This is a genomic window from Actinotalea sp. (assembly GCF_035443605.1).
In the GTDB taxonomy this organism is placed as follows: Bacteria; Actinomycetota; Actinomycetes; order Actinomycetales; family Cellulomonadaceae; genus Actinotalea.
Genome location: NZ_DAORSQ010000012.1, coordinates 16,659 through 36,256 on the forward strand (window position 1 = coordinate 16,659; position 19,598 = coordinate 36,256).

A 19,598-nucleotide genomic window follows, 5' to 3' on the forward strand; every position below is an offset into this window, starting at 1 on the left:
CCCACCATGACCGGATCCCCTGTGCCCCGATCCTAGGTCGCACGGCCGACCTCGACGGCGTCGGTTCCCGGCGCGTCCGCCGGCACGTGCCGGAACCGGACGGTGCGGGTGGCGGGGTCTGCCGTGACCAGCCGTACCCGCACGACGTCGCCCTGGGCCAGGTGGTCCTGCTCCAGGCGCGCCACGACCGCTGGCTCGTCCAGCTGGACGGTCCGCTCGTCGAGCACCACGCCGGAGAAGTCCTCGCCGACGCGCGGGGCGAGTGCCACGGCCTCGACGAGGTCGGTGCACGCGCGGTCCACGGCGGCACTGCGCCGTGCACCGCCCGCCATGGTGTCGCCGATCGCGGGGAGCGCCGCGCGGACCCACTCCGGGACGGGGCGCCCGGCATGGGCGGCGAGGCACACCTCGAGGCCGTACCGGTCGACCAGCCGGCGCAGCGGCGCCGTGACGTGGGCGTAGGCCGCTCCGACCGCCCCGTGCCCGGCGTCGATCGGGCGGGCACCGTCGAACGGGGTCCAGGCCGCCCCGCGGAACAGGCCGGTCGCGGCGGCGAGGAACGCGGCGCCCTGGGGGCGTGCGTGGTCGACGTCGCGCAGCACGGTGGCGTAGTCGGCGCCCCTGGGCCAGGGCACACCCAGGGCCAGCGCCTGGCGCCGCAGCCGTGCGAGGTCGTGGGGCTGCGCCGTCGGCATGGTCCGCAGCACGCCCACCCCGGCCTCGAGCATGATCGCCGCCGCCGCCATGCCCGTCATGAGGGAGATCTGGGCGTTGTGGTCCTCGATCGGCAGGGGGGCGCGGAAGGACAGCGCCCAGCCGCCGTCCGGGGTCTGGACGACCTCCTGCTCCGGCCGGCCGAGCGAGACGCCGCCGCGGGCCCGCTCCAGGGCGACGCGCCGCGACCCGATCTCGGACAGCAGGGCGAGCGGGTCGTCCGCCGGGACCCCGGCATCCAGCCGTCGCTGCTCGGTCGGGTAGTCGAGCTGGGCGCGGCTGCGCACGACGGCGCGCTCCACGGCGACGTCGAGCACGCCGCCGTCGGCGCCGAGCCGCAGGGTCCACACCACCGCGGGGCGGTCGTGCCCCGCTCGCAGCGAGGCCGCGTGCTCGCTGAGCACCGACGGGTACAGCGCCACGCGCGTGTCGGGGCAGTAGACGGTCATGACCCGTCGGTGGGCTGCCCGGTCGAGCGGGCCGCCGGGCCGCACGAAGACCGCCGTGTCCGCGATGGCGTAGCGCACGCGGTAGCCGGCGCCGTCCCGCGCCAGGTGCATCGCCTGGTCGAGGTCCGTCGAGCCGGGCGGGTCGAGCGTGACGAAGGGCACGTCGCGGAGGTCGGCGCGCCCGGCGCCGGTCGGGGCGAGGGCCGCAGCCTCCGCCTCCGCCAGCGCCTCCGGCTCGTGGTCCTCCTCGACCCCGAGCTCGACGCGGATCGCGGCGAAGCCCGCGCGGAGCACGGCCGGGGCGTCGGGAGCGTCCGGCGACGGTCGCAGGACTCGTCGCGGGGCGGGCACCGCTCCACTGTACGAGGCCGGTGGGATGCTGTGCGCATGCTCGAGCTGCTCACCGGAACCGGCCTCGCCACGGCAGCCGGCCTCAACGCCGCCCTGCCCCTGCTCGTCCTGGGTGTCCTGGACCGCTGGACGACACTCGTCGAGCTGCCGGCCGCCTGGGGGTGGCTCTCGGACCCGTGGGTGCTGGCCATCCTCGCCGCGCTCCTCCTCCTCGAGGTCGTCGCGGACAAGGTTCCCGGGCTGGACCACCTCAACGACGTCGTGCAGACCGTCGTGCGCCCGACGGCCGGCGGCCTGGCCTTCGGAGCCGGGTCGGGTGCCCAGACGGCAGCCGTCACGGACCCGGCGTCGTTCTTCACGTCGAACGCGTGGGTCCCGGTGGCGATCGGCGTCGTCATGGCGCTCGTGGTCCACACCGGCAAGGCGCTGAGCCGCCCCGTGGTCAACGTGGCGACCGCCGGCCTGGGGACGCCGGTGGTGAGCGCCGCCGAGGACGCGACCAGCCTCGCCCTGAGCCTGGCCGCCGTGCTGGTGCCGCTCCTCGTCATCGTGCTGCTCGGTGCGCTCGTCGTAGGGGCCGTGCGGCTGCGCCGTGGACGCGGCCGGCGCCGGGGCGGGCCCGGGTCTGGCACCGCGGACGCAGCGGACGACAGGGCGCGCGGACCGGCCGGCAGCGCCGCCTGATGCGGATCGGCGTCCATCTGGGCTACTGGTCGGCCGGCCCTCCGCCCGACGCGCTCGCGACGGTGCTCGCGGCCGAACGGCTCGGCCTCGCCTCGGTGTGGACCGCCGAGGCCTACGGGTCCGACGCGATCAGCCCGCTCGCGTGGTGGGGCAGCCGCACCGAGCGGGTACGGCTCGGCACCGCCGTGGCGCAGATGTCGGCTCGCGCCCCCGCGGCGACCGCGATGGCAGCCCTCACGCTCGACCACCTGTCCGGCGGACGGTTCACGCTGGGCCTTGGCGTCTCGGGACCCCAGGTGGTCGAGGGCTGGTACGGCGCCGACTTCGCGGCACCGCTCGCCAGGACGCGGCAGTACGTCGACATCGTGCGCCAGGTCCTCCGCCGCGAGGGCCCCGTGACCTCACCGGGCGGTGCCTACGCGCTGCCGCTGCCGGGTGGCACCGGTCTGGCCCGTGCCCTGCGCAGCACGGTCCACCCGCTGCGCTCCGACCTGCCCGTCCACCTCGCCGCACAGGGCCCCCGCACCGTCGCGCTCGCAGCGGAGATCGCCGACGGCTGGCTGCCGCTGTTCTACGCCCCGAGCGTCGACGGCTGGTACCGCGAGCTGCTCGCGGACGGCTTCGCGCGGCGCGACCCGCGGCTGGGCGGGCCCGAGCGGTTCGAGGTCAGCGCGACGGTGCCCCTGGTCGTGGACGACGACGTCGAACGTGCCGCCGACGCGGTGCGCCCGTTCGTGGCGCTCTACGTCGGCGGGATGGGCGCCCCGGGGGCGAACGCGCACCGCGCGATGCTCGAACGGCTGGGCTACGGCGAGGAGTGCGACCGGGTCGCGGAGCTGTTCCGCGCGGGTCGCCGTGCGGAGGCCGCCGCCGCGGTACCCACGGAGCTGGTCCAGGACATCGCGCTCGTGGGACCGCTGTCGGCCGTCCGGTCGCGCCTGGCGCTCTGGGACGAGACCGTGGTCACGACCGTCCTGGTCCAGGGCGACCTCGCGTCGCTCGAGGCCGTGGCCCCGCTGCAGACCCCGGAGGACCAGCATGACGACTGAACCGTCCGCTCCGCCGCCCGCGTCGTCCGGCGCGCCGTCCGCCCTGCCGGTGCGCCGCACCCAACGCCCGCACCGCGCAGCGGTGCTCGAGGATGCCGTCGCGCGGGCCGTGCTGCGGTTCTGGCGGCGTCGTGGGTGGCGCAGCCGCGTGCAGCCGTTCACGGGCTACGGGACGAACGGCTGGGTGCGCGTGCTCGCGCGCGTCGTCGTGGCACCCCCGGGCACGACGGCGGCACAGGACGCGCGGGAGGCCGCCCGACCGGCGCTGCGGGGGTGGCGCAGCTACCTCACCGTCGAGGTGCCGCACGCCGTGGTGACCGTGACGGTCGGCTCCGTGACCCACGAGGTCTCGGCCGATCGCGGCGGCTACGTCGACGCCGTGCTCCCCGCCGACCTGCCGCCCGGCCGGGCAACGGTCCGGGTGGCGGCGGGCGACGCTGCGGTGGCGGCGCCCGTCCTCGTGCTCGGCCCCGAGCCCCAGGTCGCCCTGCTCAGCGACATCGACGACACCGTGATGGTCACCGTCCTGCCGCGTCCGCTCGTCGCTGCGTGGAACGCGCTGGTGCTGCACGAGAACGCCCGCCGGGTGGTGCCGGGGATGGCGGAGCTGTACCGGCGGTGGGGAGCCGCCCACCCGGGCGCTGCGACCTTCTACCTGTCGACGGGCGCCTGGAACGCCGCGCCGGCGCTCGAGCGCTTCCTGGCTCGGCACGGGTACCCCGAGGGTCCGTTGCTGCTCACCGACTGGGGCCCCACCAACGCGGGCTGGTTCCGCAGCGGGCCGGAGCACAAGCGGACCTCCCTGGACCGGCTCATGGGCGAGCTGCCGCAGGTGCGCTGGGTGCTCGTCGGCGACGACGGGCAGCACGACCCGGAGGTCTACCGTGCGGCAGCCCGGACGCACCCCGGGCGGGTGGCCGCCATCGCGATCCGTCAGCTCACGCCGGCGGAGCAGCTCCTGGCCCACGGCACGCCGGTCCCGGAGAACCCTGCGCCGGCCCCGGGCCGCCCTGCAGCGTCGGACCCGGCGGCCCCGGACGTGCCGACGGTCCACGGCGCGGACGGCCACGAGCTCACCGTCCGGCTGCTCGACGCCGACCTCCTGTGACCCCTCCCCGCTCCCCCGCCACGGCGTCCTGGGGTCGCGGGGTCAGGCGGTCTCGGTGGCGATCGCCGTGACGAAGGCGTCGACGTCGGCCTCCGTCGTGTCGAACGAGCACATCCACCGCACCTCGCCCGTGGCGGCGTCCCAGTCGTAGAACCGGAACCGCTCGCGCAGGCGGTCGGCCGCGCCGGGCGGAAGGACGGCGAAGACCGCGTTGGCCTCGACCGGCCGGACCACCCGGACCCCCGGCAGGTTCGCGACGCCGTCGTGCAGGCGCCGGGCCATCGCGTTGGCGTGCCGCGCCGACCGCAGCCACAGGTCGCCGTCGTGCAGCGCGAGCAGCTGCGCCGAGAGGAAGCGCATCTTCGAGCCGAGCTGCATGTTCATCTTGCGCAGGTAGATGAGGCCGCTCGAGGCGGCGGCGTCGAGCACGACGACGGCCTCGGCGCCCAGCGCGCCGTTCTTCGTCCCGCCGAACGACACGACGTCCACGCCGACGTCCGTGGTGAACGCCCGCAGCGGCAGGTCGAGGCTCGCCGCGGCGTTGGCGATCCGGGCGCCGTCGAGGTGCACCCGCATGCCGCGGGCGTGCGCGTGCTCGGTCAGCGCGGCGATCTGCGCGGGGGTGTAGACCGTGCCGAGCTCGGTGCTCTGGGTGATCGAGACCACGAGCGGCTGGGCCCGGTGCTCGTCGCCCCAGCCGTGAGCCTGCCGGTCCACCAGCTCCGGGGTGAGCCGCCCGTCGGGCGTGGGCACCGGCAGCAGCTTGATCCCCGCGACCCGCTCCGGCGCGCCGTTCTCGTCGACGTTGATGTGCGCCGTCTCCGCGCAGATCGCCGCCCCCCATGGCGGCAGCATCGACTGCAGGGCGAGCACGTTGGCGCCCGTGCCGTTGAACACGGGGAACACCTCGACCGCGCGGCCGAAGTGCCCGTGCATCACCTCGCCGAGCCGCTCGGTGTAGACGTCCTCACCGTAGGAGACCTGATGGCCCCCGTTGGCCGCGGCCAGCGCGGCGAGGACCTCGGGGTGCACCCCGGCGTAGTTGTCCGAGGCGAACCCCCGGCTGGCGATGTCGTGGAGCGTCACCCGAGGCATCCTGCCACCGCGGACGGGCCGCTCACGCCTCGTCTGCCGTGGTCCCCGTGATGCCGCTGGTCGACGCGACGACGTCGCCGATCTTGCGGCTCAGCGCCTCGTAGAACATCGACAGCGGGAACTCGTCCGGCAGCAGCGCGTCCGTCAGCCCACCCAGCGGGCCGTCCAGCGGCAGCGCGTCCGGTCCCTTGGCCCACATGGAGGTGGGGTGCGGCGTGAGCGTCGCCGCGACGAGCTGGTACGCGGCGAGCCAGTGGGCGACCTTCGGCCGGTCGATCGAGCGCCAGTACAGGTCCTCGATCTCCGCGCCCAGAGCGAGCACGACGTCGGGCACGCGGTCCCAGTCCACCGACAGCCGGTTGTCGGTCCAGTGCAGCACGTGGTGCTGGTGCAGCCACGCGAAGAGCAGCTGGCCGGCCAGGCCGTCGTAGTTGCGCACGCGGCTGCCCGTCACGGCGAACCGGAAGATCCGGTCGAAGATCACGCCGTACTGGACGAGGCGCGCGTGCGGCACGCCCTGGGCCTCGAGCCGCACCGACTCGCGGAACGCCGTGAGGTCGCAGCGCAGCTCCTCGAGGGCGTAGAGGAAGTACGGCATGCGCTGCTTGATCATGAACGGGTCGAACGGCAGGTCGCCGCGCATGTGCGTGCGGTCGTGGATGAGGTCCCACAGGACGAACGTCTCCTCGGCGAGCTCCTGGTCGGCCAGGAGCCGGGCGGCGTCCGGCGGCAGGGCCAGGCCCGTGGTCCGGGCCGCGACGCTCACGACGCGGCGGAACCGCGCCGCCTCGCGGTCCGCGAAGATCGCACCCCAGGTGAACGCCGGGACGGACCGCATGGCGACCGTCTCGGGGAAGAGCACGGCCGCGTTGGTGTCGTACCCCGCGGTGAAGCCGAGGAAGCGCACGGGGACGAAGAGCTTGTTGCTGTAGTCGCCGGCCTCGAGCCGCGCCACGAGGTCGGGCCAGACGACCTCGAGGAGCACGGCCTCGAGGTGCCGGTCGCGGCTGCCGTTCTGGGTGTACATGGGGAAGACGACGAGGTGCACGAGACCGTCGACGCGCTGGCTCGCCGGGGCGAAGGCGAGGATCGAGTCGAGGAAGTCCGGCACCCCCAGGCCGTCGTCGACCCACCGGTGCAGGTCTGCCACGACGGCCTCGAGGTAGGCGGCGTCGTGCGGGACGTGCCGGCTCAGCACGCCGACGTGTCCGGCGATCTCCCGGACCAGCCCCGCGGCCGCCGCGCGGTCGGCCTCGGGCACCGAGCCGTCTGCCTCCTGGAGCGGCTGGAGGGCCGTGATCGCCGCGACGAGCGCCGGCCATGCCGGGTCGGCCGCCGCGCCGACGTCGGCGCGGCGCGGTCGACCGGCCGCGCTCACCTGCGGCGCGGCCCAGGTGAGCAGGTTGTGCGTCAGCGCGACGTCGTCCGCGAGGTCGGCGGCCACGACGGCGACGCGGGCCCCCGACGGCAGCACGCCGACCGCGGCGACGTGGGCGCCGTCCGCCGTGCGCAGGAAGCCTCCGCCGTCCGGCCCCGTCACGCGGGCCCCGGCGGTGCCGCTGGGCTCGACCACGCGCGCGAGCAGGTCCACCGGAGCCGCTGGGCCCGCCAGACCGGTGCGGTCGGGGTGCAGCGGCCCGGGCTCCGGGGGCCGCGGCGCGACGATGATCCCTGCCTGACCGGCCAGCTCGAGGAGCTCTGGCCGCCACGCTCCCCCGCCGACCACCACGAGGCCGGCCCCCGCGGCCAGCGCTGCCCGGTGCCGGTCGTCGAGCGCGGTCCCCGGCGTGACGAGCAGCACGTCCGGCAGGCCAGAGCCCGTGGGCAGGTCCGACACGTCCGGGCCGCCGGGGCGCCTGACCTGGGGGAAGCGAGCCGTCATGGGGCACCGTCCGTTCGCGCTCGGGCGCCGGTGGGCGCAGCCTTGTTACTGCACGGTACGTTCGGCCGGGCCGACGGGTCAACGGCACCTGCGTACAGTTCTGGGGCCAGCCCGCACCACGACTCCCCGAGGCCATGACCCACGACGACGCCCAGCCAGACGACGCCCAGCCCGACGACGGCGGACCCGACGACGGCCTGCCCCCGGACGACCTCGCGCACGCCCTGGACGTGCTGCACCGGGCCGAGCAGCTGGACCCGGACCACCCGGACGCGCTCGCCCTGCGGCGCGCGACGGCGCGCCTGTTCAAGGCCGTGAAGAAGCAGCGGCGCACGGACCGGCGCGCCGCGGTCAGCGCGGCGGACGCCGCCGTGGTGGCCGCAACCGCGACCGGCTCGCCGCGCCGGATCGACGACGAGACCGCCGGCCTGCCGCTGGTCTCACAGGTGCCGGGGGCCAGTGCGGGCTCGCTGCTGCGCCCGCGCGCCTGCTACGTGTGCAAGGAGCCGTACACGCAGGTCGACGCGTTCTACCACCAGCTGTGCCCCGGGTGTGCGGCGCTGCACCACGCCAAGCGGGACGCCCGCACCGACCTGACCGGCCGCCGCGCGCTGCTCACCGGTGGCCGGGCCAAGATCGGCATGTACATCGCGCTGCGGCTGCTGCGGGACGGCGCCCACACGACGATCACCACGCGCTTCCCGCGCGACGCGGTCCGTCGGTTCTCGGCGATGCCGGACGCAGGCGACTGGCTGCACCGGCTCACCGTCGTCGGTCTCGACCTGCGCGACCCGGCCCAGGTCGTGGCGCTGGCAGACGAGGTCGCGGCGGCCGGCCCGCTGGACATCCTCATCAACAACGCGGCGCAGACGGTGCGCCGTTCGCCCGGCGCGTACGCCCCGCTGGCGCAGGCGGAGCTCGCTCCCCTGCCCGACGGTCCGCTGCCGCACCTCGTGACGTTCGAGCACGCCAGCGACGCGCACCCCGCCGCGCTGGTGGGCTCGGTCGGCACGCACGCCGTCGCGCACCACGACGGCGACGCCGCCGAGGCCGTCGCCCGGGCCGGGCACCTCACGGCCGAGGCCCTGGCCGGCGGCTCCACCTCCCTGGCCCGGCTCGCGGCGGGCGACGCGATCGACGCGGGCGGCCTGGTCCCCGACCTGCACCACACCAACAGCTGGGTGGCCACCGTCGACCAGGTCGACGCGCTCGAGATGCTCGAGGTCCAGCTGTGCAACATGACGGCACCCTTCATCCTCGTCAGCCGGCTGCGGCCCAGCCTCGCGGCGTCCCCAGCGCGGCGCACGTACGTGGTCAACGTCTCGGCGATGGAGGGCGTCTTCGCCCGCGGGTACAAGGGCCCCGGGCACCCGCACACCAACATGGCCAAGGCCGCGGTCAACATGCTCACCCGGACCAGCGCTGCGGAGCTCGCCACCGACGGCATCCTCATGACGAGCGTCGACACCGGCTGGATCACGGACGAGCGGCCGCACCCGACGAAGGTGCGGCTCGCCGAGGAGGGCTTCCACGCGCCCCTCGACCTCGTCGACGGCGCAGCCCGGGTGTACGACCCCGTGGTGCGCGGTGAGGCCGGCGAGGATCTCTACGGCGTGTTTCTCAAGGACTACAAGCCTGCCGCCTGGTGATGACTGGTACAAGGGTGTCGGCGGTCACCCGAGGGCTCCGACCGCCGCGACGCGGCGCCCGCTAGACTACGGGCGTCGCTCCTCCCTGTGTGTGACCGCCGAACGTGGGCGGACCGTGTGCAGCCGGCTGTTCGCCGGCGGATCGAGAGTTCGGGATGCGACCCCCGGCCGTCCGGCCGCGCTCCCCCTCGACCGACAGGACCCCATGTCGCACGACGCTGCCATCACGCCCACCCCCGTCACCGACGACCCCGAGCTCGACCTCGTCGACCTCGGGCTGCCCGAGCCGCTGCTGCGCGCGGTGCTCGACCTCGGCTTCACGCGCCCCACGCCCATCCAGTCGGCCGCGATCCCGCCGCTGCTCGCCGGGCGCGACCTCACGGGCGTGGCCCAGACCGGCACGGGCAAGACCGCGGCCTTCGGTCTCCCGCTGCTCGCGGCCGTCGACCCGGAGCTCGGCCAGGTCCAGGCGCTCGTGCTCACCCCGACGCGCGAGCTGGCGATGCAGGTCGCCGAGGCGCTCGAGTCCTTCGCCACCAACCTGCCGGGCGTGGGCATCGTCGCGGTCTACGGCGGCTCGCCCTTCCTGCCGCAGCAGCGCGCCCTCGCGCGCGGCGCCCAGGTGGTCGTCGGCACCCCGGGACGCGTCATGGACCACCTCAACCGGCACACGCTGCGGTTCGACGCGATGCGCTTCGTCGTGCTCGACGAGGCCGACGAGATGCTGCGGATGGGCTTCGCGGAGGACGTCGACACGATCCTGTCCCAGGCACCCGTGCCGCGTCAGGTGGCGCTCTTCTCCGCCACGATGCCGCCGCCCATCGTCCGCGTGGCCAACGCCCACCTCACCGATCCGGTGCAGATCGCCACGTCGCGGCAGTCCTCGACCGTGACCAACGTGCGCCAGACGTACGCCGTCGTGCCCTTCCGGCACAAGATCGGCGCGCTGACGCGCGTGCTGGCCACGTCCGACGCCGATGCGGCCATCGTCTTCTGCCGCACGCGCGGCGCGGCGGAGGAGGTCGGCACCGAGCTCGTCTCGCGCGGGATCTCCGCGGCGACGATCTCCGGCGACGTCGCCCAGAAGGACCGAGAGAAGATCGTCGAGCGGCTGCGCGGCGGGACGCTCGACGTGCTCGTCGCGACGGACGTGGCAGCCCGTGGCCTCGACGTCGAGCGGGTGGGCCTCGTGGTCAACTTCGACGTGCCCGGCGAGCCCGAGGCGTACGTCCACCGCATCGGGCGGACCGGTCGCGCCGGCCGCTCGGGCGTCGCGCTGACCTTCGTCACGCCCAACGAGCAGGGCCGCCTCCGTGCCATCGAGCGCACCATCCGCCAGCGGCTCGAGGAGGTCGCCGTGCCCTCGCCGGCCGACGTCTCGTCGCACCGCGTCGCCGCGCTGCTGCGCAAGACCCCGGAGCGGGTCGAGGCCGGCCGCCTGCACGTGTACCGCGACGCCGTCGCGGCCTTCCTCGCCGAGCACCCGATGGAGCCGCTCGAGCTCGTCGCGGTCCTCGCTGCGCTCGCCGTGGGCGACGACGGCCCCTCGTCGCAGGTGGTCGAGGAGATCGAGCCGGCCGTGCTGCAGAAGGTGCGCGGCGCCGAGCGGGCGTCGGACGGCCGGATCTCCTTCACGAGCGAGGAGCGGGCTCGCACCAAGGCCCTGCGGCCCGTGGTGGGGACGCGCTACCGCGTCGCCGTGGGCCACACCCATGGCGCACGCCCCGAGGCGATCGTCGGCGCCATCACGGGCGAGGGCGGCCTGACCGGCAAGGATCTCGGCAAGATCGACATCTTCGCGACGTTCAGCCTCGTCGAGATCACCACGGAGCTGTCCGCCGAGGCGTTCCGGCGCATCGGTGGCGCGCGCGTCGCCGGCCGACCGCTGCGCATCGCGCCCGACACCGGCCCGCGCGTCCACTCCGCCGCGCGGAGCACCGCGCACCCCGGCACGCACCACCGCGGCGCGCCGCGCAGCTGACGGGGCGCCACCTCAGGGCTGCGTGCACCGCTCGGCGGGGATGAGCGCCTGCGGACCCTGCTGGTAGGCGTCGAGGAAGGCCTCGAGGCGCTCGTCCGACGTGTCGTCGAGCTGCAGCTGCAGGCCCCACGCTGATGCGACGACGGCGCTGGGCAGCCCCGGCATCGGGCTGGCGAGCAGGAAGTCGTGCCGGGGAGCCAGCGCCTGCAGCACCGCGAGGTCCGCCTCGGGCAGGTCCGGGTCGAACGTCACCCAGACGGCCCCCCGGGCGAGGGTCGCGACGGCGCGCTCCGGGGAGACCTCCCTGGTGTGGACGCCGCACGCGATCGGGGACCGCGAGAAGTCGCCGCCGACGGGCGGTGTCTGCGCGTACTCGACGTGGCCCGGCACGGGCCGGCCCGTGGTGCCCGCGAACTCGACGACCCCGTCGATCGGCTCGGGCTCGACCGCACGCGGACCGCGCTCGCCCAGGAGCAGCACGACGGCGGGAACCACCACGAGCACGGCGGCAACGGCGGCGATCATGACGATCCGGCGAGCACGGCGCCGCTCGGCGGCACGCCGACGCTCCTCGAGCTCGCGCATCCGCTCGACGTGCGCGGCCGACGGCTCGCTTCGAGGTCTCACCGGCCGCTCCCGCGCGTCACACCGCACCGGGCGGCGCGGCGACAGGACCTTCGTCCCAGGTGCGAGGATACGTCGCCGGGGCGGCGCGGCGGCTCAGCGCGCGTTCGCCCGCTCGGCGAGCTGACGCCGCTGCTCGCGCAGCACGAAGCGGAAGAGCTCGTCGTGCTCGCGCTCGGTCGCACCCTCGAACCGGCAGCCGTAGGCGAAGCCGCCCCGGATCTCCTCGGCCCGCAGCACCTCGACCACCAGGTCGATCGGCCGGCCCGTCGCCGTGAAGACCACGGCCCACCGGGTCCCGATCGCGACGACCGCCTCGGTGCGCACGCGCATGCCGTGGGCCGAGACGTCGATGACCAGGACGTCGATCGGCTCGAACTCCACGACGTCCCTGCCCTCGAGCGCGTGACCGATCTGCATCGGGATCGCCGTGGGCACGCGGAGGGCGGCGCGCTGCTGGACCACCGTGCGCAGCGCCAGGTTCGACAGGCCGATGCGCCGCGCGGCGCTGAACGCCACGACGGCGTCGTAGGTCATCGAGCCACGGTCCGCGCTGAGCACCTGGACGACAGCGGGGTCCCCCGGCTGCAGCCACATCCCCGTGAAGGTCTTCGCCTCGACGACGAGGGACGTGCCGTCGTGCTCGCGCACGAACCCGCGCGCGAGCAGCTCTCCGCTGCCTGCGTGCACGAGGCACGGCTCCAGCTCCAACGCCACGACGCCCACTTCCCACCGGACACCCGGCGCCTGCGTGCACCACACGAACGGGGCGATCCTACGACCTCGGCGCGCGCGGCCGGCCGAGGCACCACCGTCAGTCGTGGCTCGCGGGCTCCGGCTCGTCGCCCGCCGCGTGGCGGGCCAGCACGAAGGTGAGGTCGGAGAGCCGGTTGAGATAGCGCAGGGCCGTGACGCTGACGAGGTGACCCTCCTCCTGCGCGTGCACCACGTGCCGCTCGGCGCGTCGCACCACGGTGCGCGCGTGGTCGAGCGCAGCCGACGTCGGGCCAGAGCCGGGCACCACGAAGACCGGTCGCAGGGGGCGCTCCGCCACGAGTCGGTCGATGAGCGCCTCGAGACCCTCGACCATCTCGGCCGTGGTCAGCGAGATGCCGGCCGTGAGCCGGTCGCGGTGCTCGGGGTTCGTCGCGAGGTCCGCAGCGACGACGAAGAGCTCGCGCTGACGGTCGAGCACGATCTGCGCGAGGACGGCGTCCTGGGTGCCGGCCCGCGCGAGGCCCAGCACCGCGACGGCCTCGTCGATGTCGCCGCACGCGTCGACGAGCGTGTCGGCCTTGGACACCCTGCCGCCGAGGAACAGCCCCGTCGTCCCGTCGTCGCCCGCCCTGGTGTAGATCTTCACCGGCTGCCGCCCTCCGTCGCCCGCCCCGCGTGGGGCCGGGCCCAGCGTGCCATGCCGCGACCGGCGCCGCCGCCGCGTCCGGCGACGCCCCGCGACGCGGTACCGTTGCTGCGCCGCACGTTGCGGCACCTCTTGCAGCACGTCCCGCAGTCCAGGGGAAGCCGGTCAGAACCCGGCGCTGACCCGCAACCGTAGGTCGGACACCAGTCCGACGAGCCGGAGCACCTGGGTAGGACGAGAGGCTCCTTCCGTCGAGGCATACGGGACGGAGCCCGGGTCGCGACAGCGGCGCGTGGCGGTCACGTCATGGGCCCGGATCGGGGCACGGGTCCGTCCACGGACCGCTCAGAAAGAGGCATCCATGCACCTGAACTCCCTGCGAGCCCGTGTGAGCGCACTGCTGCTCGTCACCGCCGCCGCCACCCTCCTGCCCTCCGCAGCCCAGGCCGCCCAGCCGGCCCAGGTGCCGGACGGCGCCTGCACGGACCCGACCGGGGTCACCGTCGTCGTCGACCTCACGGACCTGGGGGGCGAGATCGAGGTCGGCTGCGCGGTCGCGCCGGCAACGGGCACCGCGGCGCTGCAGGCCGCCGGGTTCGTCGACACGCGCGACGCGTCCGGGCTGATCTGCGCCATCGACGCGCTCCCCGACCCGTGCCCCGCGACCTTCGAGGGCTCCTACTGGTCCTACTGGTACGCCACCCCCGGCGGCGAGTGGCAGAGCTACCTGGAGGGCTCGGACACGGCCGTGCCCGCCCCGGGAGCGGTCGAGGGCTGGCGCTACTCCGACGGCTCCGCCGGTCCGGGGATCGTCCCGCCCGGCGCGACCGACGAGGCGACCGTCGGCGAGACCGATGAGGCCACCGAGGAGGAGGCGGAGGAGTCCGCCGAGGCGACAGAGGAGGTCACCGCGGTGACCACCGATCCCGTGGAGCCCGCAGGCGACGTCACCCCCCTCGTCGTGGCGGGGATCGGCGTCGTGGCGCTCGCCGGTCTCGCCGGTGTGCTGCTGGTCCGCCGTCGGCGCACGTTGCACCAGGACTGAGATGCACCCGTTGGCGTGGTGGGCGTGGGCTCTCGGGCTCGCCGTCGCCACCACGCGGAGCACGAGCACCGTGGTGACCGGGCTGGTCCTGGTCACCACGGTGGTCGTCGTGCTCACCTGCCGCACCGACACGCCCTGGGGCCGGGCCTTCACCGGGTACCTCGTCCTGGCGGGCGCCGTCGTGGTCGTGCGGCTGGCCTTCCACGTCGTCGTGGGCATCAAGGGACCCGGCCGCGTGCTGCTCGACCTGCCCTCGATCGCCCTGCCAGGGTGGGCGGCCGGCGTCGAGCTGCTGGGTCCCGTCACCCTGCCCGGCGTGCTCATCGCGCTGGCAGCCGGGCTGCGGCTCGCGGCGCTCATCGTGTGCTTCGGTGCCGCGAACGCCCTGGCCAACCCCAAGCGTGCGCTGCGCTCCCTCCCGTCGTCCCTGCACCAGCTCGGCACCGCCGTGGTGATCGCGGTCAGTGCGGCGCCCCAGCTCGTCGCGTCGGCCGCCGGGGTGCGCCGGGCACAACGCCTGCGCGGCATCGACGGGCGTGGCGTCCGCGTCGCCCTCGCGACCGCCGTCCCCGTGCTCGCGGACGCTCTCGACCGCTCCCAGGCACTTGCGGCGTCGATGGACGTGCGCGGCTACGCCAGGACGCTGCCGGGCAGCACGGACCGGCGCGTCGGCACCCTGCTCGCGACGGCGCTGCTCGCCGCGGCACTCGGCTCCTACGGGCTGCTCGACGGAGCGTCCCCGTCGTGGATGGGTGTGCCCGTGCTCGTGCTCGGCAGCCTTGCCGCCGTGCTCGGCACGGTGCTGGCGGGCCGCCGCGTACGTCGCAGCCGCTACCGACCCGACCCGTGGCGTGCGCAGGAGTCGGTCGTCGCGGCGAGCGGCGCGCTGGCGACCGCTGCGCTGCTCACCGCTGGCCGTGGCACCACAGCCCCCGTCGGGCTCCTCGCGCTCGGCGCCGTCCTGGCGCTGCTGCCCATCCTCGTGCACCGCCGCTCGTGGACCGCGTGGGGGGTGGGCGCGTGATCGTCCTGGACCGCGTGACGGTCACCTACGCCGGCGCGGCCGCGCCGGCCCTGCGCGACGTCTCACTCCGCGTGGGCGAGGGCGAGCTCTGCCTCGTGGTCGGACCCACCGGAGCCGGCAAGTCCACGCTGCTGCGCACGGTGTGCGGGCTGGTGCCCCACTTCACGGGTGGCCTGGTGCAGGGGAGCGTCCTGGTCGCCGGCCGCGACACGCGGGACCACCTGCCGCGCGACCTCGCGGACGTCGTCGGCGTCGTGGTGCAGGACCCTGCGGCCGGGTTCGTGACGGACACCGTCGAGGAGGAGCTCGCCTACGCCATGGAGCAGCTGGGGCTGCCCGCCGCGGTGATGCGCACCCGCGTCGAGGAGGTGCTCGACCTGCTCGGCCTCGTCGACCTGCGGACCGCGCCCCTCGCCGACCTCTCGGGCGGCGAGCAGCAGCGGGTCGCCATCGGCGCGGTGCTCACCGCCCATCCGCGGCTCCTCGTGCTGGACGAGCCCACCTCGGCGCTCGACCCCGCGGCCGCGGAGGACGTCCTGGCGGCCCTGACGCGCCTGGTCCACGACCTCGGCATGACGGTGCTGCTCGCCGAGCACCGGCTCGAGCGCGTGCTCCAGTACGCGGACCGCGTGGTCGCGGTCGCCCCGGACGGCACGGTGAGCGACGGCACCCCCGCCGACGTCATGGCCAGCAGCGTGGTGGCGCCGCCGATCGTCGAGCTGGCTCGCGTCGCCGGCTGGGACCCCGTCCCGCTGTCCGTGCGCGACGCGCGCCGGGTGGCCGGACCGCTGCGTGCGCGCCTCGACGGCGCCGCGGCGGCACGTCCCGCTCCGCTGGGCGCGGCCGGCTCGGGCCTGGTCGAGCTCGCGGCGCGCGGGGTGCACGTGCGCTACCCGCGGTCCTGGGCGGTGCGGGGCGTCGACCTCGCGCTGCGCGCCGGTGAGGTCACCGCGCTCATGGGACGCAACGGTGCGGGCAAGTCGTCCCTGCTGTGGGCCCTTGCCGGTGCGGGGCCCCGTGCCGCCGGCTCCGTGCTCGTGGGCGGCACGGACCCCGCGACCGTCCGCCCGCGCGACGCCAGACGCCTCGTCGCGCTCGTGCCCCAGAACCCCCAGGACCTGCTGTACCTGGAGACGGTCGAGGCCGAGTGCCGCGCGTCGGACCTGCAGGTCGCCGACCCCGGGCGCACCGCCGCGGTGCTCGCGGGGCTCGCGGCCGTGCCAGACGACGCCCACCCGCGCGACCTGTCCGAGGGCCAGCGGCTCGCGCTCGTGCTCGCCATCCAGCTCGCCGCGCGTCCCCGCGTGCTGCTGCTCGACGAGCCGACCCGCGGCCTGGACTACGCGGCGAAGCGTCGCCTGACGGCAGCACTCGTGCGGCACGCCCACGCCGGCGGTGCCGTGCTGCTGTCCAGCCACGACGTCGAGTTCGTCGCCGAGACCGCCGCCCGGGTCATGGTCCTCGCCGGCGGGGAGGTGGTGGCGGACGGCACGGCGCGCGACGTGCTGGTCGCCTCGCCCACGTTCGCGCCGCAGACCGCCAAGATCCTGCACCCCGTCGAGCTCCTCACCGTCGCGGCGGTCCGGGCGGCGCTGGCGGCGACGGCGTGATCGGCCGTGACGTGACCGGCCGTGACGTGACCGGCGGCGCGAGCGACGACGGCGCACGCCGGCGTCCCGCGCTGCCGCTCGTGCCCCGCACGGCCCTCGCCCTGGTGCTGGCCAGCGTCGCCGGCGGCATCGCGTTCACCTGGCCGCTGCTCGTCGCCCCGACCAGCGGGCTCGCGCACGGCACCGACGCGCCACTGGTCCTCGCTGGGGTGCTCGTCGCCGTCATGGTCGTCGTGCTCGTGGCCCTCGGCGAGCGCGGGATCGACGTCAAGGCCGTCGCGCTGCTGGGACTGCTCTCGGCCGTCGGCGCGGTGCTGCGGCCCCTGTCGGCCGGCACCGCCGGCATCGAGCTGGTGTTCACGGTCATCGTGCTGGGCGGGCGCGTGCTGGGCCCGGGTTTCGGCTTCGCCCTCGGCTCGACGACGCTGTTCACCTCGGCGCTGCTCACCGGCGGTGTGGGTCCGTGGCTGCCCTTCCAGATGCTCGGCGCCTCGTGGGTGGGGCTGGGTGCCGGGCTGCTGCCCGGCGCGGTCCGCGGGCGACGCGAGGTCGGGCTCCTGGCGGGCTACGGCATCGTCGCGGCGCTCGCCTTCGGCCTGGCGATGAACCTGTCCTTCTGGCCCTTCCAGCTGGGCGGCGGGACCGGCCTGTCCTTCGTCGCCGGCGACCCCGTGGTCGACAACCTGCGACGGTTCGCGCTCTACTCCGCCGCCACGTCGTTGGGGTGGGACGTCGGACGCGCGATCACCACGGCGGTGGGGATCGCGCTCGTCGGGCGTCCGGTGCTGGCAGCGCTGCGTCGCACGGCGGGACGCGCCGGGTTCGGCCCTCCGGCCTGATCCCCCACCGGGGCCGTCCCCGCCTCGGGATGGCCGCGACACGCCGACCGCGCATGTCGTCCCGGTGCGTCATCGACCGGGCCCACGGTCCTGGCCTGCGGCTTCGTCCGGCCGGGCGGCGGGCGGGGCCCGTGGGGGAAAGATCTTGTCTCACCCACTACATATAGTGGTCACATGCTTGTACGGTAGGCACCCGTAGTGGTGAGTGCCGCAACGTCGCGGGCACCACGGCCACGACCCACCGACCTCGCGCGGCTCGAGCAGCGCATCCTGGCAGCACGCACGGCACGACCAGCACGGCACAGACGAACGACGGACAACGGCCATCGCGCCGGCACGACACGGCTGAAGGAGAACGTCATGACGCAGACCTCGGAGAACACCGGCAAGGGAGCCGCGCGAGGCGCACGCTCGCGCAAGCGCGGGGTGACGTTCGAGCGGGTCTTCACGACCGCTGGCGTCCACCCGTACGACGACGTCGCCTGGGAGCGTCGCGACGTCGTGCAGACCAACTGGAAGTCCGGCGAGACGATCTTCGAGCAGAAGGGCGTCGAGTTCCCCGCGTCCTGGTCGATCAACGCGACGACGATCGTCACCACCAAGTACTTCCGCGGTGCCGTCGGCTCGGCCACGCGCGAGTCGAGCCTCAAGCAGCTCATCGACCGGGTGGTTCTCACGTACACCAAGGCCGGCCGCGACTTCGGCTACTTCTCCTCCGACGAGGAGGCGCTCATCTTCGAGCACGAGCTGACCTGGATGCTGCTGCACCAGGTGTTCTCGTTCAACTCCCCCGTGTGGTTCAACGTCGGCACCCCGTCGCCGCAGCAGGTCAGCGCGTGCTTCATCCTGTCGGTCGACGACACGATGGACTCGATCCTCAACTGGTACCGCGAGGAGGGGATGATCTTCAAGGGCGGCTCGGGCGCGGGCCTGAACCTGTCCCGGATCCGCTCGTCGAAGGAGCTGCTGTCCTCCGGCGGCACCGCGAGCGGCCCCATCTCCTTCATGCGCGGAGCGGACGCCAGCGCCGGCACCATCAAGTCGGGTGGCGCCACGCGTCGCGCGGCCAAGATGGTCGTGCTCGACGTCGACCACCCCGACATCGAGGAGTTCGTCCAGACCAAGGCGCGCGAGGAGGACAAGATCCGCGCCCTGCGCGACGCCGGGTTCGACATGGACCTGGGCGGCAAGGACATCGTCTCGGTCCAGTACCAGAACGCGAACAACTCGGTGCGCGTCAGCGACGAGTTCATGCAGGCCGTCTCCGACGGCACCGCGTTCGCCCTGCGGGCGCGCGCCGACGGCTCGGTGGTGGAGACCGTCGACGCCAAGGGGCTGTTCCGCAAGATCGCCACGGCGGCGTGGGAGTGTGCCGACCCGGGCATCCAGTACGACGGGACCATCAACGACTGGCACACCAGCCCCGAGGCCGGCCGGATCAACGCGTCCAACCCCTGCAGCGAGTACATGCACCTCGACAACTCCTCGTGCAACCTCGCGTCGCTCAACCTCATGTCGTTCCTGCGCGAGGACGACACGTTCGACGTCGAGCGGTTCGAGAAGGCCGTCGAGCTCGTCATCACCGCGATGGACATCTCCATCTGCTTCGCGGACTTCCCCACCGAGGCGATCGGCGTCACGACGCGCGCCTACCGCCAGCTGGGCATCGGCTACGCCAACCTCGGCGCGCTGCTCATGGCGACCGGTCACGGCTACGACTCTGCCGGCGGCAGGGCGCTCGCTGCGGCGATCACGTCGCTCATGACGGGCACCGCCTACAAGCGGTCGGCGGAGCTCGCCGGCCTGGTCGGCCCGTACGAGGGCTACGCCCGCAACGCCGAGGGCCACCAGCGGGTCATGCGCAAGCATGCGGCGGCCAACGACGACGTCCGCACGCTCGGGGCGATGGACTCCGCGATCCACTCCGCCGCATCGAAGGTCTGGGCCGAGGGCAACCGGATCGGCCTGGAGAACGGCTGGCGCAACGCCCAGGCCTCCGTGCTGGCGCCCACCGGGACCATCGGCTTCATGATGGACTGCGACACCACCGGCGTGGAGCCGGACTTCTCGCTGGTCAAGTTCAAGAAGCTCGTCGGCGGCGGCTCGATGCAGATCGTCAACCAGACGATCC

General features: G+C 74.6%; 16 protein-coding genes. 10 read left to right on the top strand and 6 right to left on the bottom strand.

Annotation, left to right across the window (positions count from 1 at the left end; translation table 11 throughout):
* Positions 1-32: 32 nt before the first annotated feature.
* Positions 33-1,514: an RNB domain-containing ribonuclease gene (locus PKY62_RS02700; protein WP_324534595.1), complete on the bottom strand. Its 1,482-nt coding sequence runs from the start codon at positions 1,512-1,514 to the stop codon at positions 33-35.
* A 36-nt stretch (positions 1,515-1,550) separates the two neighbouring features.
* Between PKY62_RS02700 and PKY62_RS02705 the strand changes: the two genes are divergently transcribed.
* Genes PKY62_RS02705 through PKY62_RS02715 form a run of 3 tightly spaced genes read left to right on the top strand, consistent with a single transcriptional unit; the run spans position 1,551 to position 4,355 of the window.
* Positions 1,551-2,198, top strand: coding sequence for a DUF4126 domain-containing protein (locus PKY62_RS02705; RefSeq protein WP_324534597.1), 648 nt, complete (start codon positions 1,551-1,553; stop codon positions 2,196-2,198).
* Entirely contained in the window at positions 2,198-3,247 is a 1,050-nt protein-coding gene (locus PKY62_RS02710) for an LLM class F420-dependent oxidoreductase (RefSeq protein WP_324534599.1), read from the top strand. The genes PKY62_RS02705 and PKY62_RS02710 overlap by 1 nt, the downstream gene beginning before the upstream one ends.
* Positions 3,237-4,355 carry an App1 family protein phosphatidate phosphatase gene (locus PKY62_RS02715; protein WP_324534601.1) on the top strand — a complete coding sequence of 373 codons (1,119 nt, stop codon included), beginning with the start codon at positions 3,237-3,239 and terminating at the stop codon, positions 4,353-4,355. The genes PKY62_RS02710 and PKY62_RS02715 overlap by 11 nt, the downstream gene beginning before the upstream one ends.
* Before the next feature lie 42 nt (positions 4,356-4,397).
* On the opposite strand, the gene PKY62_RS02720 is transcribed toward PKY62_RS02715, so the two are convergent.
* Positions 4,398-5,450: a threonine aldolase family protein gene (locus PKY62_RS02720; protein WP_324534603.1), complete on the bottom strand. Its 1,053-nt coding sequence runs from the start codon at positions 5,448-5,450 to the stop codon at positions 4,398-4,400.
* Between the two features lie 22 nt (positions 5,451-5,472).
* On the bottom strand, positions 5,473-6,828 hold the full coding sequence (locus PKY62_RS02725) for a DUF6421 family protein (protein ID WP_324534625.1): 1,356 nt from the start codon (positions 6,826-6,828) through the stop codon (positions 5,473-5,475).
* A gap of 638 nt (positions 6,829-7,466) precedes the next feature.
* On the opposite strand from PKY62_RS02725, the gene PKY62_RS02730 reads away from it, so the two are divergent.
* Both PKY62_RS02730 and PKY62_RS02735 read left to right on the top strand, forming a co-directional pair.
* The gene (locus PKY62_RS02730) at positions 7,467-8,981 is read left to right on the top strand and encodes an SDR family NAD(P)-dependent oxidoreductase (protein ID WP_324534605.1); all 1,515 of its coding nucleotides are present in this window, start codon (positions 7,467-7,469) and stop codon (positions 8,979-8,981) included.
* A 205-nt stretch (positions 8,982-9,186) separates the two neighbouring features.
* Positions 9,187-10,962 carry a DEAD/DEAH box helicase gene (locus tag PKY62_RS02735; protein WP_324534607.1) on the top strand — a complete coding sequence of 592 codons (1,776 nt, stop codon included), beginning with the start codon at positions 9,187-9,189 and terminating at the stop codon, positions 10,960-10,962.
* 12 nt (positions 10,963-10,974) lie between these two features.
* Here PKY62_RS02735 and PKY62_RS02740 read toward each other — a convergent pair whose 3' ends face one another.
* The 3 genes from PKY62_RS02740 to PKY62_RS02750 all read right to left on the bottom strand — a co-directional run bounded on the left by PKY62_RS02740 (position 10,975) and on the right by PKY62_RS02750 (position 12,949).
* Positions 10,975-11,589 carry a thioredoxin-like domain-containing protein gene (locus PKY62_RS02740; RefSeq protein ID WP_324534609.1) on the bottom strand — a complete coding sequence of 205 codons (615 nt, stop codon included), beginning with the start codon at positions 11,587-11,589 and terminating at the stop codon, positions 10,975-10,977.
* Between the two features lie 93 nt (positions 11,590-11,682).
* Complete coding sequence (locus tag PKY62_RS02745; RefSeq protein WP_324534611.1) at positions 11,683-12,303, bottom strand: PilZ domain-containing protein; 621 nt, start codon at positions 12,301-12,303, stop codon at positions 11,683-11,685.
* 97 nt (positions 12,304-12,400) lie between these two features.
* Entirely contained in the window at positions 12,401-12,949 is a 549-nt protein-coding gene (locus PKY62_RS02750; RefSeq protein WP_324534613.1) for a cob(I)yrinic acid a,c-diamide adenosyltransferase, read from the bottom strand.
* Between the two features lie 361 nt (positions 12,950-13,310).
* On the opposite strand from PKY62_RS02750, the gene PKY62_RS02755 reads away from it, so the two are divergent.
* From PKY62_RS02755 to PKY62_RS02775, 5 genes are all read left to right on the top strand, one after another.
* Positions 13,311-13,994 carry an SCO2322-related protein gene (locus tag PKY62_RS02755; protein ID WP_324534615.1) on the top strand — a complete coding sequence of 228 codons (684 nt, stop codon included), beginning with the start codon at positions 13,311-13,313 and terminating at the stop codon, positions 13,992-13,994.
* A gap of 1 nt (position 13,995) precedes the next feature.
* Complete coding sequence (locus tag PKY62_RS02760; RefSeq protein WP_324534617.1) at positions 13,996-15,018, top strand: energy-coupling factor transporter transmembrane component T; 1,023 nt, start codon at positions 13,996-13,998, stop codon at positions 15,016-15,018.
* A complete protein-coding gene (locus PKY62_RS02765; RefSeq protein WP_324534619.1) occupies positions 15,015-16,628 on the top strand; it encodes an ABC transporter ATP-binding protein in 1,614 nt (537 codons plus the stop codon). The genes PKY62_RS02760 and PKY62_RS02765 overlap by 4 nt, the downstream gene beginning before the upstream one ends.
* 11 nt (positions 16,629-16,639) lie before the next feature.
* Entirely contained in the window at positions 16,640-17,467 is an 828-nt protein-coding gene (locus PKY62_RS02770) for an ECF transporter S component family protein (protein ID WP_324534621.1), read from the top strand.
* 360 nt (positions 17,468-17,827) lie between these two features.
* The coding region (locus PKY62_RS02775) for a vitamin B12-dependent ribonucleotide reductase (protein WP_324534623.1) at positions 17,828-19,598 on the top strand (1,771 nt) is incomplete at its 3' end.

Bases quoted from the DNA above. Each gene is read 5' to 3' on its own strand.
- PKY62_RS02705 (WP_324534597.1), top strand. From the start codon at position 1,551: ATGCTCGAGCTGCTCACCGGAACCGGCCTCGCCACGGCAGCCGGCCTC.
- PKY62_RS02710 (WP_324534599.1), top strand. From the start codon at position 2,198: ATGCGGATCGGCGTCCATCTGGGCTACTGGTCGGCCGGCCCTCCGCCC.
- PKY62_RS02715 (WP_324534601.1), top strand. From the start codon at position 3,237: ATGACGACTGAACCGTCCGCTCCGCCGCCCGCGTCGTCCGGCGCGCCG.
- PKY62_RS02720 (WP_324534603.1), bottom strand. From the start codon at position 5,450: ATGCCTCGGGTGACGCTCCACGACATCGCCAGCCGGGGGTTCGCCTCG.
- PKY62_RS02730 (WP_324534605.1), top strand. From the start codon at position 7,467: ATGACCCACGACGACGCCCAGCCAGACGACGCCCAGCCCGACGACGGC.
- PKY62_RS02735 (WP_324534607.1), top strand. From the start codon at position 9,187: ATGTCGCACGACGCTGCCATCACGCCCACCCCCGTCACCGACGACCCC.
- PKY62_RS02755 (WP_324534615.1), top strand. From the start codon at position 13,311: ATGCACCTGAACTCCCTGCGAGCCCGTGTGAGCGCACTGCTGCTCGTC.
- PKY62_RS02760 (WP_324534617.1), top strand. From the start codon at position 13,996: ATGCACCCGTTGGCGTGGTGGGCGTGGGCTCTCGGGCTCGCCGTCGCC.